This window comes from Erwinia sp. HDF1-3R, from assembly GCF_039621855.1.
Lineage (GTDB): Bacteria > Pseudomonadota > Gammaproteobacteria > Enterobacterales > Enterobacteriaceae > Erwinia.
In genome coordinates this window covers 2,669,640-2,684,391 of sequence record NZ_CP155071.1, presented here as the reverse complement: position 1 = coordinate 2,684,391, position 14,752 = coordinate 2,669,640, and the positions used below count along the sequence as shown (strand labels likewise).

Below are 14,752 nucleotides of genomic sequence, written 5' to 3'. Positions count from 1 at the left end.
ACAAAAGGCCGACCGGAATGATAAACCCGCGTTCCGGCCGACCTTTTAAGTTCGCCGGGTTACCCCGGCGACGCGTTACACGCCAAGCAGGCCAATCCAGTAGCCAAAAATACCAATGACAAAGAAGCCCATGATAATCCACAGCGCATTGACTTTACGACGGAGCAGCCACATACAGCCGAAGGTCAGCAGCAGCGGTATCATGCCTGGCATAAGCTGATCCAGGATCGACTGGACGGTGGTTACCGTGGTTTTTCCGGTATGGTCGGTAATACGGGATACCACCAGCGGCACATCCACGTGCGTCCACTTATTGACCAGCGCCCCCATCACAAAGAGGCCAAGAATCGACGCCCCCTCGGTCAGCTTTTGCAGGAAGCCGCCGCCCATATCCCCTACGATATCGACGCCCTTACGGTAACCATAGGCTACGCCGTAGTAGCGCACCAGCAGACGGACAAGGTTAAACAGGACAAAGAACAGAACTGGCCCCAGCAGGCTGCCGGTCATGGCGATGCCCGCACCCAGTGCAGCAAAAACCGGGCGAACGGTGCCCCAGAATATCGGGTCGCCCACGCCAGCCAGCGGACCCATCAGGCCGACTTTGATGCCGTTAATGGCCGCATCGTCGATTGCTGCGCCGTTCGCACGCTGCTCCTCCATGGCCATGGTGACGCCGAGTACCGGTGCCGCGACATAAGGGTGGGTATTAAAAAACTCCAGATGGCGTTTAATGGCCTGCTTGCGGGCGTCATTATTTTCAGGATAGAGCCGACGGATAACCGGCACCATAGAGAAACAGAAGCCCAGGGCCTGCATGCGTTCGAAGTTCCATGACCCCTGAAACAGGTTTGACCGCAGGAACACGCCACGCACGTCACCCGGCGTCAGTTTCTTTTGCACAGTCGTTGCTGTGGTAGTAGAAGTGGTATCAACCATTTTGCTCACCTTTTCCCTAATCTAATTCGTTATCGAGGTCATTAGCGGCTGGCCCTGAAGCCTGCGCACCTGCCACGCGATTATATTTTGGCGCCAGCTGGATATAGAGCACCGCCATCACCACGCCGATGACGCCCAGGGCAACCAGGTTGAAGCTGGTAAAGGCCGCCGTGACGAAACCCAGATAAAAGAAAGGCATCAGATACCCGGCGCGCATCATGTTGATGACCATGGCGTAACCGACAACGACAATCATGCCGCCCGCGATGTTAAGACCGTTGGTCACCACCTCAGGGATGGAATCCAGCAGCCCCTGGACAACGTTGGTTCCCACGGAGACGGCGACGATGGCTGCCGGGATCGCGATACGCATTGCCTGCAAAATCAGTGCGGAAACATGGAGCCACGAAATTGCGGTCAGGTTGCCCTTTTCTGCGGCCTTATCGGCTGCATGCTGGAAGGCGACGGTAATGGTTCGAACAATGATGGTCAGCACCTGACCGGCGGCCGCCAGCGGAATAGCCAGAGCGATACCGGCCCCAACGCTTTGCCCACCGGCGATAACCAGGATAGTTGAAATGATGGAGGCGAGGGCGGCATCAGGTGCCACGGCGGCACCAATGTTCATCCAGCCAAGGGCGATCATTTCCAGCGTACCACCGATAATGACGCCGGTTTTAACATCACCGAGGACAAAACCAATCAGGGTACAGGCCACCAGCGGCCGGTGGAACTGGAATTCATCAAGAATTGATCCCATGCCTGCAATACAGGCAACGATAAATATTAGTACAATTTGAAGAGTGGTAATCTCCATTGCACTTCTCCTCTAAAAGTCATGAACTGAGTTAAGCCTGTGCGTTCAGGCAATAATGCGAACTTTTGCTATTTATTCATTTTGGTGATCAGGTCCATCATTTTTAACCGCTGGTCGGAGGAGACCTTACGCACCTCCAGTTCGATACCGCGCTCGTTAAGCTTTTTGAATGCCGCAATATCTTTGTCATCAACGGACACGGCGTTATTAACCTGAATTTTTCCCTGACGAAATGCCATGCCGCCAATGTTCACGCTGGTTATTTTCACCCCTTCCTGAACCAAACGTTCGACGTCGGTAGGATTGGTAAACAGCAGCATGACGCGGTCCCGGGCATATTTTGGGTTATTCCATACCCGTATCATTTTCGCGACGTCGACGACGTGCGCCGTTACACCCGGCGGGGCCACCTGGGTAAGCAGCGTTTTACGCACGGTATCGGCGGCGACTTCATCGCTGACGACGATAATACGGTTCACATTGGTTTCTTTCGTCCAGCGAGTGGCAACCTGACCATGGATTAACCGGTCATCAATACGCGCCAGCCCGATTTTCATATGATCCTCAGGTCCCAGAGGTTTCTGAGGGGCGGCAGGGGCGTTGACCGCTGCGGGGGCAGGTGCAGGGGCAGGTTCAGGCGCTTTGGCTTTGAGTGCCTTAACCCCTTCACGCCCCGTTTCCACGGCAACGGCCACCAGCTCAGCAAAGCTGGGGTCGTCATCGCGCGCCATCAGCGTTTCCACCAGCATGGGAATATTGACCCCGGCGATGACCTCATGATTTTCTTTATCAACCACAATACGACTGGCGGCATTAAAGGGACTGCCTCCCCAGGTGTCAACCAGAAACAGGACACCCTGGTGGGTATCTAAATTGGTCAGCCGCGCCTGATATTTCTCGATCAGAGTTTCTGCATTTTCACCCGGGACAAAATCTATCCACGCGATATTTTGCTGTTCTCCGAGAAGCATTTCGGCCGTTTTAATGAGCTGCTCAGCAGCCCAACCGTGCGTGCCGATCACAATAGCAATGGTCACTTGCTACCTCCGTTTACTCTATCCAGCGGCCCACAAACACTTTTGAGCCGCGCGTGTAGTCATCAAAGGGTCTTAGCCTTTATGATGCTGTGTATAAAACATGACGTGGCAGGGGACGAATAATTATTTCATCAAGCGGTGTAAACGTTTCCCCTTAAGACGCGATTTATTTTAATGTGCGAAAAAATAAATTATGTGACCGTGCTCAGCTATTTAGACCCTTGTTTCACTCATTAGGGTCTGTTGTAAGAATGATTAGCATTTAAGCCAGGTTCGAGTGTAAGTGTAAGAAAATATTTTTGACGTAATGGTCACGGCTGTTTACAGTAGGGATCCTTTTTTAACACAGGAGTAACGGGCCTCAGCCCACCCTATGGACTGTCATCGACGTCGCTTCACTCAGCCCCTGGTACCTTCGACCAGTTTTATCTTCGTCACCTCTTCAGACGACCCGCTTCAACCCCTTTGCGATTATTCAGCCCGCGCGAGTTTCTCGTCGCCCGCTGCGTTTTCACCTTCACGTATCTGGAGTCTGTAATGGAATTTATTTTAGACCCCTCGATCTGGGCCGGTCTGCTGACGCTTATCGTTCTTGAAATCGTGCTGGGGATTGATAACCTGGTTTTTATTGCCATTCTTGCCGATAAGCTTCCACCAAAGCAGCGCGATAAAGCCAGACTCATTGGCCTTTCTCTGGCGCTGGTGATGCGTCTGGGGCTGCTGTCTTTGATCTCCTGGATGGTGACGCTCACGCGGCCGCTGTTCAGCGTGGGCGAATTCAGCTTTTCCGGCCGCGACCTGATCCTGCTGGTGGGGGGGCTGTTTCTGCTGTTCAAAGCCACCATGGAGCTGCACGAACGGCTGGAAAACCGCGATCACAACGGCGAGGGCAACAAGGGCTATGCCAGCTTCTGGGCGGTCGTTATTCAGATTGTGGTGCTGGATGCGGTATTTTCACTCGATGCCGTGATTACCGCCGTGGGCATGGTGAACAACCTGGCGATAATGATGACTGCCGTGGTCATTGCGATGGGCATTATGCTGCTGGCCTCGAAGCCGCTGACCCGATTCGTCAATGCGCATCCGACCGTTGTCGTACTCTGTCTGAGCTTCCTGCTGATGATTGGCCTGAGTCTGGTTGCCGAAGGTTTTGGCTTCCATATTCCTAAGGGATACCTGTATGCCGCCATCGGCTTCTCAATCCTGATTGAGCTGTTTAATCAGATTGCACGGGTGAACTTTATGCGCCATCAGGCCAGAAGGCCGATGCGCGAGCGAACCGCCGAAGCGATTGTCCGTCTGATGGGGGGCCGCCGTGGCCCGGCGACCGGCAGCAGTGAACAGAGTGAGATGAATGACAGGCCGCGCGAAACCTTCAAGGATGAGGAACGCTATATGATCAATGGCGTGCTGACGCTGGCCTCGCGCTCGGTGCGCAGTATTATGACGCCGCGCGGTGAAATCTCCTGGGTCAATGCAGAGCGTCCGGCTGATGAGGTTCGCCTCCAGCTGCTGGATACGCCTCACAGCCTGTTCCCGGTGTGTCGTGGCGAGCTGGATGAAGTTATTGGGGTGGTGCGGGCGAAAGAGCTGCTGGTTGCGCTGGACCACGGCATCGATGTGGCAACCTTTGCCTCTGCCACTCCGCCGATAATTGTACCCGATACGCTGGAACCGCTTAACCTGCTTGGCGTGCTGCGTCGTGCCAGAGGAAGCTTTGTGGTGGTCACCAATGAGTTTGGCGTAGTGCAGGGGCTGATTACCCCGCTGGACGTGCTGGAAGCGATTGCCGGTGAGTTCCCGGATGAAGATGAAACCCCGGATATCATCGCCGACGGCGAAGGATGGCGGGTTAAGGGCGGCACCGACCTGCACTCGCTACAGCAGTTGCTGGACACGCAGGTGCTGGTCACGGCGGACAGGGACCATGCTTCGCTGGCCGGGCTGCTGATCGCCCAGAAGGGGCAGCTGCCCCAGGTGGGTGAGATCATTGAGCTGCCGCCGCTAACGTTCCAGATCCTCGAAGCGACCGAATACCGTATTGACCTGGTTCGCGTCACGCGCCAGCGCCAGGATAATGAGGAAGAAGAAGAAGGTTAATTCCAGCGCCGAAAAGCCTTTACCGCAGCTGGCGGCGGACAGCGAAAAGTCTGCCGCCATGCGTGGGTGTTGAACTGAGGGCGATTGTCTCTTACTCGTGGGCAAGCGTTTGTCTCTCAGCGGACAGCGGGTAACTTCACTCCCTGCCCGCTGAGACGTCTCAGGCAAACAGCAGGCTTTTATGGCTACTCAGCCAGTCTGGAAAATCCCCCAGCGGCATGGGCCGCGCATAGAAGTAACCCTGTAATACATCCACGCCTTTATCCCGCAGGTAGGTAGCCTGCTCTTCCGTTTCCACGCCTTCCGCCACCAGGCTGATATTCAGACGCTGGGCCAGGGAAATCACCATATCCGTTACCGTAGCATTAATGGCATCTGTCCCGATGGCCGCCGTAAAGACCTTATCAATTTTCAGCACGTCCGGGCTGAGCGTTTTGAGGTACGAGAGGGAACTGTGGCCCGTACCAAAATCATCAATGGCCAGCTTTACCCCTAAAGTGTGCAGATAAGCCACCACGCGCTGATCGACCTCCGGCAGCGAGTCGCGTTCGGTAAGCTCGACAATCAGCTGAGGAACCGGATTTGCCGGCCACCACAGGCGCTGGAGATCGTCGATAATCTGGTGCTGATGGAAATGGCTGGCCGCGACGTTAATCGCAATATGAAACCTTGGGCAGCTGGGCAGCAGAGGCAGATGGCGCACGACTTCGCTTAAAACAAAACGCGTGAGCGGCGCAATCAGATCCTGGCGCTCGGCCAGGGGGATAAAGACATCCGGCGGTATCCAGCCCTGTCGCGGGGTATGCCAGCGCAGCAGCAGTTCGATACCGTCGCAGTCGCCGCTGCGTGAATTAATCAGCGGCTGGCAGTAGACCATAAATTCGCGGGCATTAATGCCATAGCTGATTTGCCAGGAGAGACTCATGCGATTGGCGGTTGCCAGCCAGACGATATAGCCCATCAGCAGGCTCAACAATAGCGCTAACGGCAGCTGCGAGGGCATGGTCATCAGCGCCAGCCGGGTCGGGGCCGGACCAAACAATGTGATAGAGAAAGGATAACGCAGTGAAGCCTCCTGCCAGGTGACTTCATCTTCTGAGGGCAGAGCCTTTTCCACCATCGGATTACCGTATTCCAGGCTTTTATCACCCACGTTGAAAATGGCGCGCTCAACCCATGGCAGGGTCGGTTCCAGCAGATAGTTACTCATCATTTCGATATTAATGACCTGCAAAATACCGGAGTGATTATCGGTATCCTGCGGCGTCCAGAACAGCAGAACAGGCGAGCCCTTAAGGAGCTGCTGGTCCGAACTGAGCATCATGCGCTGGTTATTCACTGCCAGTTCAGGGTAGTTGTTACTGAAACTGAGATCACCGGCACCGGACAGGCTGGAACAGTACAGGGTGTCGTTATTTACCAGAATAATGGTTCGCACGGTCTGCAATGACGCCAGCTTTTCAATCAGCGGAAAACGCACCTGCTCGCAGGAGAGCCCTACCAGCCCCAGCGTATTATTGGCCGCAACGTCAAGGGGGGAAAACAAACGGTCGAAGCGCTGAATGGCGTTATTGGCGAAAATATGGGACTGCTGTTCAATGCGATTTTTCTCTTCCATAAAGCGGAAGGCTAACGTAAGGATGAGCACTAACGCGGCGACAATAATGGCGATAAATAATCGCTTGCGCCGAAACTGTCCGAATACTTCCTGGGACATTTGCATCAGTAACCACCCTAAATCAAGACGCCTATACAGAGACTGAGCACCTGTTATCGGCCTGCCAGTCATTAAGTTTAGCCATGCAGAAGAGAAAAGCATGATTAACTAAAACAGTGGGTTATCTGGCTCTGCCGCGACGTAATTCTCGTTCAGGGTGAGGGCAGGCCAGTGCTGTGTTACCCAAACAGGTATCTGCACTGGCACACCTTAAGCGAGGGGATGAGGAAAGACAATAGTAACCCGCAGGGCTAGTCGCACTGAACCTTAATGGCCAGGCCGCCACGTGAGGTTTCCCGGTACTTGGCGTTCATGTCTTTTCCGGTTTCGTACATGGTTTCAATGACCTTATCGAGAGAAACCCGGGCTGCGCTGGTGCGTCGCATTGCCATTCGGGCAGCATTGATGGCCTTAACCGAGGCGATAGCATTGCGCTCAATGCAGGGCACCTGTACCTGACCGGCGACCGGGTCGCAGGTGAGCCCCAGATTGTGTTCCATGCCGATCTCCGCCGCTACGCATACCTGCTCCGGGCTGGCACCCAGCAGTTCGGCCAGCCCGGCCGCCGCCATGGAGCAGGCAACGCCGACTTCGCCCTGACACCCCACCTCTGCGCCGGAAATTGAGGCATTCATTTTATAGAGAATGCCCACCGCACCGCAGGCCAGAAAATAGCGGATAAAAATGTCCGGGCTGACCGACTCGATAAAGTGGTCGTAATAGGCCAGAACGGCGGGAACGATGCCGCAGGCGCCGTTGGTGGGGGCGGTAACCACCCGTCCACCGGCTGCGTTCTCTTCGTTTACCGCCAGGGCAAACATATTGACCCAGTCGATGACGTTCATCGGATCGCTGGAGAGCTTATCAGAGGAAACCAGCAGGCGGCGAAGCGCGGAGGCGCGACGGGGAACGCGCAGTGGGCCGGGCAGTACGCCCTCGGTATTCAACCCGCGATCGATACAGTCGCGCATACTCTGCCAGATATCAGAGAAGTACTTCTCAATCTCCTGCTTATCATGCAGCGCCAGCTCATTTTTCATGATCATCCCGGAGAGCGACAGGCCCGTCTGATGACAGTGGTCCAGCATCTCCGTTGCCGAGTTGAACGGATAGGGGACCTCGACCTCTTCCAGCGTGGTCTGGCCGAAATGCTCTTCATCGACAATAAATCCGCCGCCGACGGAATAATAGGTCTTGCTGTAAATCACCGTATCGCCCGCGAAGGCGTGAATGCGCATGCCATTCTCATGCAGAGAGAGGGTGTCGCTGCGGAAAACCATCCCACCCTCGCGCGGGAAATCTACCTCATGCGCGCCGTTCGCCAGCAGCAGGCGCTGCCGCTGTTCGACATCGCGAATAAAGCCGGGAATGGCATCAATATCTACGCTATCCGGAGCGGCGCCCGACAGGCCCATTACGATGGCAATATCGGTATGATGGCCTTTGCCGGTCAGGGAGAGCGAGCCGTAAACGTCAACGGCAATACGGGTCACGTCATTCAGCCTGCCGCTGCTCACCAGATCGTCGACAAACTGTTTCCCGGCTTTCATTGGACCGACGGTGTGCGAACTGGAAGGGCCAATGCCGATTTTAAACATATCGAAAACGCTAATCACAAAAACTCCTTGAGGGCCGCAGGCCGTCGGAACGGAATGCTGATGAGGCTGACTACTGCTGTCTGGCGCTGCAATATAAATGATTCAGGGCATTTGTGAAGTGATTTGACCGGAAGAAACGGTAAAAAGTTGGTTTAAAATAGTGGCAGTCGTACGCCAGGCAGGTTTTCTGTCGGTGAAGCCGTGAGTGGCCGCTCTGCCGATACCTGCAGGCTGAGCTGGCGTAAAATCCCTGCGGTCATTCCCCAGATAAAATACTCATCAAACCAGGAGAGCCATACGCGGTGCTGCACACCCCGACGATGGATATCCAGCGGCGTATAGCGCCCTAAACGCAGGGCCTCCTGTAGCGGCATTTCAAATACCGATTCAACCTCATCCTCATTCGGACACCACTTTAGCGTATCGGGCAGGATCCCCACCACCGGCGTGACCTGAAAGCCCGTACTGCTGGTCACGGCGGGGAGAACGCCCACTACCCGCACGGCAGCGGGGGGGATCGCCACTTCTTCGTATGCTTCACGCAGCGCGGTAAAAATAAGGGAGCTATCCGCCTCATCCACCATGCCGCCGGGAAAGGCTACCTGACCCGCATGTTTACGCAATGTCGCGGCCCGCCGCGTCAGGAGTAACGAGGGGCGGGGACGCGCAATAATCGGCACCAGCACCGCCGCCCGGCGCAGTGGCAGCGGGCCCGCATCAGGCTGCGGGGGTTGCAGCACAAAGCGGCTGATAAACTGCTCAAGCGTCAGTGGACCGTCAGACATTGGCGGTGTCCAGGCAGGGCAGGATCCGGCTGACCTTATCAAAGGTTTCCTGATACTCCGCCTGCTCTTCGCTGTCGGCGACGATACCGCCACCGGCGGTACAGTGAATCTGCCCCTGCTCAGCAGTCAGCGTGCGGATGGTTATGCTGGTATCCATTCTGCCGCAGAAGCTGATATAGCCAATAGTGCCGCACCAGGCATTGCGACGGTGCGGTTCCAGCTCATCAATAATCTCCATCGCACGGACTTTTGGCGCGCCGGTGATGGAACCGCCGGGAAAGCAGGCGCGCAGCAGGTCGCAGGGCGTTAGCGGCGCCTTCAGCTCCGCGGTAACCGTACTGACCAGGTGGTGCACCGCCGGGAATGGCTCAACCACAAACAGCTCGGGAACGCGTACGCTACCCGGAACGGCTACGCGGCCGATGTCGTTACGCAGCAAATCGACAATCATCAGGTTTTCCGCCCGGTCTTTTGCCGATGCCGCCAGCTTTTCTGCCTGCAGGCGATCGGCGACGGGATCGCTCAGGCGAGGAAGCGTGCCTTTAATAGGACGGGTTTCGATCTCACGGCCGACGATTTTAAGAAAGCGTTCAGGAGAGAGACTGATAATCGCGCTTTCAGGCAGGCGGATAAATGCGCTGAAGGGCGCGCGATTTTCCCGGGTTAGCTCCCTGAACGCCTGCCACTCGTCACCCGTGTAGCGGGCGCTAAAACGCTGGGCGAGATTAACCTGATAGCAGTCTCCAGCCTGGATCCACTGCTGTACGCGGCGGAACTTTTCACCGTAGGCTTCGCGCGTCATATTTGACTGCCAGCGGTCGGTTAACCGGAACGGATCGATGCCGGGCGGCGTCAGGGCGTTAAGCCACGCCAGGCGCTTATCAGCATCGCCCTGAACCACCAGCGTCAGTGCCTTGAGATGATGATCCGCAATCAGCGCCCAGTCATAGAGGCCTGATGCCATATCGGGCGTGGTTAAGTCCTGCTCTGCCTGCTGGGGGAGCGATTCAAATCTGCGGCCAAGATCGTAGCCAAACAGTCCGAGCGCGCCGCCCTGAAAGGGCAGGTCAGGATGCGAAGGCGCACTCAGGCCGGTTTGCGCCATGACCCGGTCCAGCAGCGTCAAGGGATCGTCTTTACTCTGCTCTGACGCATCATCGCTCTCAATGGTGGTCACTTCGCCACGCGTCGTCAGGGTAATACGCGGATCGGACACCATAATATCAAAGCGATTATCATGGTGATCGGCAAAGCCGGAGTGTAGCAGCATCGACCAGGGCTGCTGGGCTACACAGTTAAACAGATTCAAAAGCGCTTCAGGCGTATACTTCAAAGAATGATAAACAACTGGCATGATAATTTAGCAGGCCTTGACCAGGACAGAGTACAAGCCTGACATATTTTTTTAATGCTGACATCTGTTTGTTACGCGCAGACGGGCTACGCGATTTTTACTGGAGTGGATATGATTACGGGATTACCAGCGCTTTCGTACGACCAGCAGCAGCAGGCGGTAGAGCGCATTCAGCAACTGATGTCAGAGGGTATGAGCAGCGGGCAGGCGATACAGCTGGTAGCGGCTGAGATCCGTGAAAATCATACGGGCGATATGATAACGGCCCGCTTTGATGACGAAGAGGATGACGACGACGAAAACGAGGATCAACGCAATCAGGATAATGACGATTACGGGGATGACGATGAAGAGGAGTATGAGGAGTAATTCTGCTTTCTGAGAGGTGATAACGTTTATTTTGGCGTTACGTCATCGTTGACAGAGGGTGGCGACGTGCTACGCCACCCGGAACGCGCTGGCTGCAACGTCCAACGCCAACGATCGGCTAATAACGATTATTTTGCGGCGATGATTTTTATCTCGACCCGATATTTGGGGTTCATCAGGTTGGCCTGAACGGTGCAGCGAACCGGCGCATTCCCCGGTGAAACCCAGGCATCCCATGCGCGATTCATCGCGGCGAAATCTTCTTTTTCCACCAGAAAAATAGTCGCATCCAGAATGCGGCTCTTATCCGACCCTACGCGGGCCAGTACCCGGTCAATTACCGCCAGCGCGTTGGCCGTTTGCGCGTGCGCATCCTCATCAAGGTTCTCCGGTACGCTGGTGTAGTAGATAGTATCGTTATGGATAACCGCTTCCGACATGCGGTGTTCTGGATCCAGACGTTCAATGCTCATGACTTCCCTCATTTATAGCAGTACAAATTTGCAGCCAGCCTGCCACAGTTTTATTGCTGCTGTCACCTAAAGGGTGGAGTGGCAGGGCGGATACTGACATAATTACAGTGTTTTCTTACAGGTGGTGAGGGTGTGTGGCAGACGATTTTGCAGCAGACGGCGCGCTGGCGCTGGCTATTCCGGGTTTTAAACCGCGTGAACCGCAGCGCCAGATGGCAGAAGCGGTGGCTCAGGCTATCGAAAATAAGCGCGAGCTGGTGGTTGAAGCGGGAACCGGCACGGGTAAAACGTTTGCCTACCTGGCACCGGCGCTCCGCTCCGGCAAAAAGGTGATTATCTCAACCGGCTCAAAGGCGCTGCAGGATCAGCTCTACAGTCGCGATCTTCCCACCGTTGCACGGGCGCTTAAGTATAAAGGCTCCCTCGCGCTGCTTAAGGGGCGCTCAAACTATCTCTGCCTGGAGCGCCTTGAACAGCAGTCGATGGCTGGCGGTGAGCTGGTGGCGCAGGCGATGAGCGACCTGGTCCACCTGCGCGGCTGGTCGTCAGAAACCCTGGACGGTGATATCAGCACCTGCGGCGGCGTGGCCGAGGACAGCACGGTATGGCCGCTGGTGACCAGCACCAATGATAACTGCCTGGGCAGCGACTGCCCGCTGTATCAGGAGTGCTTTGTGGTGAAGGCGCGCCGCAAAGCGATGGATGCGGATATCGTGGTGGTAAACCATCATCTCTTCCTCGCTGACATGGTGGTGAAAGAGAGCGGATTCGCCGAGCTTATTCCCGATGCTGACGTCATGATCTTCGACGAAGCGCATCAGGTGCCGGATATCGCCAGCCAGTATTTTGGGCAGCAGCTCTCAAGCAAGCAGCTGCTCGACCTGGCTAAAGACATCAGCATTGCTTACCGCACCGAGGTCCGTGATGCGCAGCAGCTGCAAAAATCGGCGGACCGTCTGGCGCAGTGTGCACAGGATTTCCGTCTGGCGCTTGGCGATCCGGGCTTTCGCGGCAACCTGCGCGATCTCCTCAGCGATGCCAATATCCAGCGCGCCCTGACGCTGCTCGATGATGCGCTCGAACTCTGCTATGACGTGGCGAAAATGTCGCTTGGCCGTTCGGCGCTGCTGGATGCGGCTTTCGAGCGTGCGGCACTCTATCGCGGCCGTCTTAAGCGGCTGAAAGATGTCTCACAGCCCGGCTTTAGCTACTGGTATGAGTGTAACTCCCGTCACTTTGTGCTGGCGCTGACGCCGCTTTCCGTCTCCGATCGCTTTCGCGAAGTGATGGACGAGCGCCCGGCGACCTGGATATTTACCTCGGCGACGCTGGCGGTAAATGAGCAGATGACCCACTTCGTGGAGAGGCTGGGCGTCAGCCAGGCCGAGACGTTGATCCTCACCAGCCCGTTTGATTTCGCCAGTCAGGCACTGCTCTGCGTGCCGAGAAATCTGCCGTCACCTAACCAGCCTGACAGCGCCAGCCGAATGGCGCGTATGCTGCTGCCGCTGATTGAAGCCAATAACGGACGCTGCTTTTTTCTCTGTACTTCCCATAAAATGATGCGCGATTTGGCGGCGCAGTTCCGATCGCTGCTGACCCTGCCGGTTCTGTTACAGGGGGAAACCAGCAAAGGGCAACTGCTGAAACAGTTTATCGCGGCGGGGAACGCGCTGCTGGTGGCCACCAGTAGCTTCTGGGAGGGCGTCGACGTGCGCGGGGATGTGCTGTCGCTGGTGATCATTGATAAACTGCCGTTTACCTCGCCCGACGATCCGCTACTTAAGGCGAGAATGGAAGATTGTAAACTGCGGGGCGGCGAACCCTTTGATGACGTCCAGCTGCCGGACGCAGTGATCACTCTCAAGCAGGGCGTGGGCCGCCTGATCCGTGACGTTGACGATCGCGGAGTACTGGTTATCTGTGATAACCGGCTGGTTATGCGCCCCTATGGTGCGGTGTTCCTTAACAGCCTGCCGCCGACGCCGCGCACGCGTGATATTCAGCAGGCAGTGGCCTTTCTTAAGCCGGACGCTTAGCCGCAGCGTCCTTAAGCTGGACGCATAGCCATATCGTCGGCAAAGACCTGATTTAAGCCGGAAGTCCGGCAGTAAATTATTGCGCAGTATGCTATGCTGCGCGCCGAAAATTTTCCCCGCCAGAGGTGAGTATGTCCACGCGAATTTTAGCCATTGATACGGCCACGGAGGCCTGCTCCGTGGCGCTGCTTCACGACCAGAAGGTCACCGCCCAGTTTGAGCTTTGCGCCCGCGAACACACCCAGCGCATACTGCCGATGGTGCAGGCGATCCTCCAGCAGGGCAATACGGCGCTGACCGAACTGGATGCACTGGCATTTGGTCAGGGGCCGGGCAGCTTCACCGGCGTGCGCATCGGCATCGGCATCGCCCAGGGGCTGGCACTGGGCGCGGAACTGCCGATGATTGGCGTGTCGACGCTGAAAACCATGGCGGAAGGCGCATGGCGCCGCCAGGGTGCCACCCGCGTTCTGGCAGCGATTGATGCCAGAATGGGCGAGGTCTACTGGGCAGAATATCAGCGGGACGAGCAGGGTATCTGGCAGGGAGACGACAGCGAAGCGGTGCTAAACCCCGAGGCGGCGCAGGAGAGAATGTCCCGGCTCACCGGGTGCTGGGCGCTGGTGGGGACAGGCTGGAAGGCCTGGCCGCAGCTGGCAGAAAGTGCTCACCTTGATTTACAGATGACCGGGGTCGAGCTTCCGCAGGCGGAGGATATGCTGCCCCTGGCCGCGCTGGCGCTTAAGCAGGGCAGGACCGTGGCGGTTGAGCTGGCGGAACCCACCTACCTGCGTAATGAAGTCGCATGGAAAAAGTTGCCGGGGCGTGAGTGAGTTGGCAACTAATTAACGCGCCCGGAGTCAAAAGGAACGGTATCTCGGAGAACACTATGCGTAAACGATTTTTGGTACAGACGGGCAGTATATTACTTGTCAGTATGCTGCTTTTCGGCTGCGTAAGCATACCGGACTCAGTAAAAGGCACGTCGGCTACGCCCCAGCAGGATTTAACGCGCGTGATGAGTGCGCCTCAGCTGTTTGTCGGTCAGGAGTCACGCTTTGGCGGCCGGGTGGTGAAGGTGATAAACCAAAACGGCAGCACCCGGCTGGAAATTGCCGCTATGCGGCTGGATGATACCGCCCGGCCGATATTAGGCAGTGCCTCTGTTGGGCGTATTTATGCGGACATCAGCGGCTTTGTCGATCCGGTTGATTTTAATAATCAAATGGTCACCGTTGTCGGTCCGATTAAGGGCACCGAAAAGGGTGTGATTGGGCAGGCTGCCTATAACTTCGTGGTGGTGAGCGTGACCGGCTACCAGCGCTGGCACCTGACGCAGCAGGTGGTCTCGCCGCCGCAGCCGCTTGATCCGTGGATCTGGTATGGCCCGCCACGTGGACGTCACTCCGGTGGCTACTGGGGACCGCCGCCGTTCGGCTACTTTAATCAGGGCCCGGCGCAGGTACAGACCATCCTGACTGAGTAGCCCGGTAGAAAATAATCAACGTGACCCGCTGGCTGTCT

13 protein-coding genes are annotated in these 14,752 nt (G+C 56.4%); 5 read left to right on the top strand and 8 right to left on the bottom strand.

Features of this window, described 5'->3' with window-relative positions; all coding sequences use genetic code 11:
- Nucleotides 1-75: 75 nt before the first annotated feature.
- The 3 genes from AAGR22_RS12245 to manX form a co-directional block, all read right to left on the bottom strand.
- Nucleotides 76-939 (bottom strand): PTS mannose transporter subunit IID, encoded by an 864-nt coding sequence (locus AAGR22_RS12245; RefSeq protein ID WP_067701255.1) that lies wholly within the window; start codon nucleotides 937-939, stop codon nucleotides 76-78.
- 16 nt (nucleotides 940-955) lie between these two features.
- Nucleotides 956-1,756, bottom strand: coding sequence for a PTS mannose/fructose/sorbose transporter subunit IIC (locus AAGR22_RS12240; protein WP_067701258.1), 801 nt, complete (start codon nucleotides 1,754-1,756; stop codon nucleotides 956-958).
- Nucleotides 1,757-1,824: 68 nt separating this feature from the next.
- Nucleotides 1,825-2,793 (bottom strand): PTS mannose transporter subunit IIAB, encoded by a 969-nt coding sequence (gene manX, locus AAGR22_RS12235; protein WP_345827747.1) that lies wholly within the window; start codon nucleotides 2,791-2,793, stop codon nucleotides 1,825-1,827.
- A gap of 537 nt (nucleotides 2,794-3,330) precedes the next feature.
- Between manX and AAGR22_RS12230 the strand changes: the two genes are divergently transcribed.
- Nucleotides 3,331-4,893, top strand: a complete 1,563-nt coding sequence (locus tag AAGR22_RS12230; RefSeq protein ID WP_067701263.1) for a TerC family protein — start codon at nucleotides 3,331-3,333, stop codon at nucleotides 4,891-4,893.
- A gap of 160 nt (nucleotides 4,894-5,053) precedes the next feature.
- On the opposite strand, the gene AAGR22_RS12225 is transcribed toward AAGR22_RS12230, so the two are convergent.
- The 4 genes from AAGR22_RS12225 to pabB form a co-directional block, all read right to left on the bottom strand.
- Nucleotides 5,054-6,616: an EAL domain-containing protein gene (locus tag AAGR22_RS12225; protein ID WP_067701266.1), complete on the bottom strand. Its 1,563-nt coding sequence runs from the start codon at nucleotides 6,614-6,616 to the stop codon at nucleotides 5,054-5,056.
- A 245-nt stretch (nucleotides 6,617-6,861) separates the two neighbouring features.
- Nucleotides 6,862-8,226: an L-serine ammonia-lyase gene (sdaA, locus tag AAGR22_RS12220; RefSeq protein WP_345827743.1), complete on the bottom strand. Its 1,365-nt coding sequence runs from the start codon at nucleotides 8,224-8,226 to the stop codon at nucleotides 6,862-6,864.
- 134 nt (nucleotides 8,227-8,360) lie between these two features.
- Entirely contained in the window at nucleotides 8,361-8,993 is a 633-nt protein-coding gene (locus AAGR22_RS12215) for a CoA pyrophosphatase (protein ID WP_345827742.1), read from the bottom strand.
- A complete protein-coding gene (gene pabB / locus AAGR22_RS12210; RefSeq protein ID WP_345827740.1) occupies nucleotides 8,986-10,347 on the bottom strand; it encodes an aminodeoxychorismate synthase component 1 in 1,362 nt (453 codons plus the stop codon). The genes AAGR22_RS12215 and pabB overlap by 8 nt, the downstream gene beginning before the upstream one ends.
- Before the next feature lie 111 nt (nucleotides 10,348-10,458).
- On the opposite strand from pabB, the gene AAGR22_RS12205 reads away from it, so the two are divergent.
- The gene (locus tag AAGR22_RS12205; protein ID WP_067701278.1) at nucleotides 10,459-10,716 is read left to right on the top strand and encodes a YoaH family protein; all 258 of its coding nucleotides are present in this window, start codon (nucleotides 10,459-10,461) and stop codon (nucleotides 10,714-10,716) included.
- 128 nt (nucleotides 10,717-10,844) lie between these two features.
- On the opposite strand, the gene AAGR22_RS12200 is transcribed toward AAGR22_RS12205, so the two are convergent.
- On the bottom strand, nucleotides 10,845-11,189 hold the full coding sequence (locus AAGR22_RS12200; RefSeq protein ID WP_067701281.1) for a RidA family protein: 345 nt from the start codon (nucleotides 11,187-11,189) through the stop codon (nucleotides 10,845-10,847).
- A gap of 134 nt (nucleotides 11,190-11,323) precedes the next feature.
- On the opposite strand from AAGR22_RS12200, the gene AAGR22_RS12195 reads away from it, so the two are divergent.
- The 3 genes from AAGR22_RS12195 to AAGR22_RS12185 all read left to right on the top strand — a co-directional run bounded on the left by AAGR22_RS12195 (nucleotide 11,324) and on the right by AAGR22_RS12185 (nucleotide 14,714).
- A complete protein-coding gene (locus AAGR22_RS12195; protein ID WP_345827736.1) occupies nucleotides 11,324-13,228 on the top strand; it encodes an ATP-dependent DNA helicase in 1,905 nt (634 codons plus the stop codon).
- A 131-nt stretch (nucleotides 13,229-13,359) separates the two neighbouring features.
- The gene (gene tsaB / locus AAGR22_RS12190; protein WP_067701283.1) at nucleotides 13,360-14,061 is read left to right on the top strand and encodes a tRNA (adenosine(37)-N6)-threonylcarbamoyltransferase complex dimerization subunit type 1 TsaB; all 702 of its coding nucleotides are present in this window, start codon (nucleotides 13,360-13,362) and stop codon (nucleotides 14,059-14,061) included.
- A 56-nt stretch (nucleotides 14,062-14,117) separates the two neighbouring features.
- Nucleotides 14,118-14,714 carry a Slp family lipoprotein gene (locus tag AAGR22_RS12185; RefSeq protein WP_345827733.1) on the top strand — a complete coding sequence of 199 codons (597 nt, stop codon included), beginning with the start codon at nucleotides 14,118-14,120 and terminating at the stop codon, nucleotides 14,712-14,714.
- Nucleotides 14,715-14,752 lie beyond the last annotated feature (38 nt).

Coding starts and splice junctions, on each gene's coding strand:
- AAGR22_RS12185 (WP_345827733.1), top strand. CDS start 14,118: ATGCGTAAACGATTTTTGGTACAGACGGGCAGTATATTACTTGTCAGT.
- AAGR22_RS12230 (WP_067701263.1), top strand. CDS start 3,331: ATGGAATTTATTTTAGACCCCTCGATCTGGGCCGGTCTGCTGACGCTT.
- AAGR22_RS12200 (WP_067701281.1), bottom strand. CDS start 11,189: ATGAGCATTGAACGTCTGGATCCAGAACACCGCATGTCGGAAGCGGTT.
- pabB (WP_345827740.1), bottom strand. CDS start 10,347: ATGCCAGTTGTTTATCATTCTTTGAAGTATACGCCTGAAGCGCTTTTG.
- AAGR22_RS12240 (WP_067701258.1), bottom strand. CDS start 1,756: ATGGAGATTACCACTCTTCAAATTGTACTAATATTTATCGTTGCCTGT.
- AAGR22_RS12215 (WP_345827742.1), bottom strand. CDS start 8,993: ATGTCTGACGGTCCACTGACGCTTGAGCAGTTTATCAGCCGCTTTGTG.
- AAGR22_RS12205 (WP_067701278.1), top strand. CDS start 10,459: ATGATTACGGGATTACCAGCGCTTTCGTACGACCAGCAGCAGCAGGCG.
- AAGR22_RS12245 (WP_067701255.1), bottom strand. CDS start 939: ATGGTTGATACCACTTCTACTACCACAGCAACGACTGTGCAAAAGAAA.
- AAGR22_RS12225 (WP_067701266.1), bottom strand. CDS start 6,616: ATGCAAATGTCCCAGGAAGTATTCGGACAGTTTCGGCGCAAGCGATTA.
- tsaB (WP_067701283.1), top strand. CDS start 13,360: ATGTCCACGCGAATTTTAGCCATTGATACGGCCACGGAGGCCTGCTCC.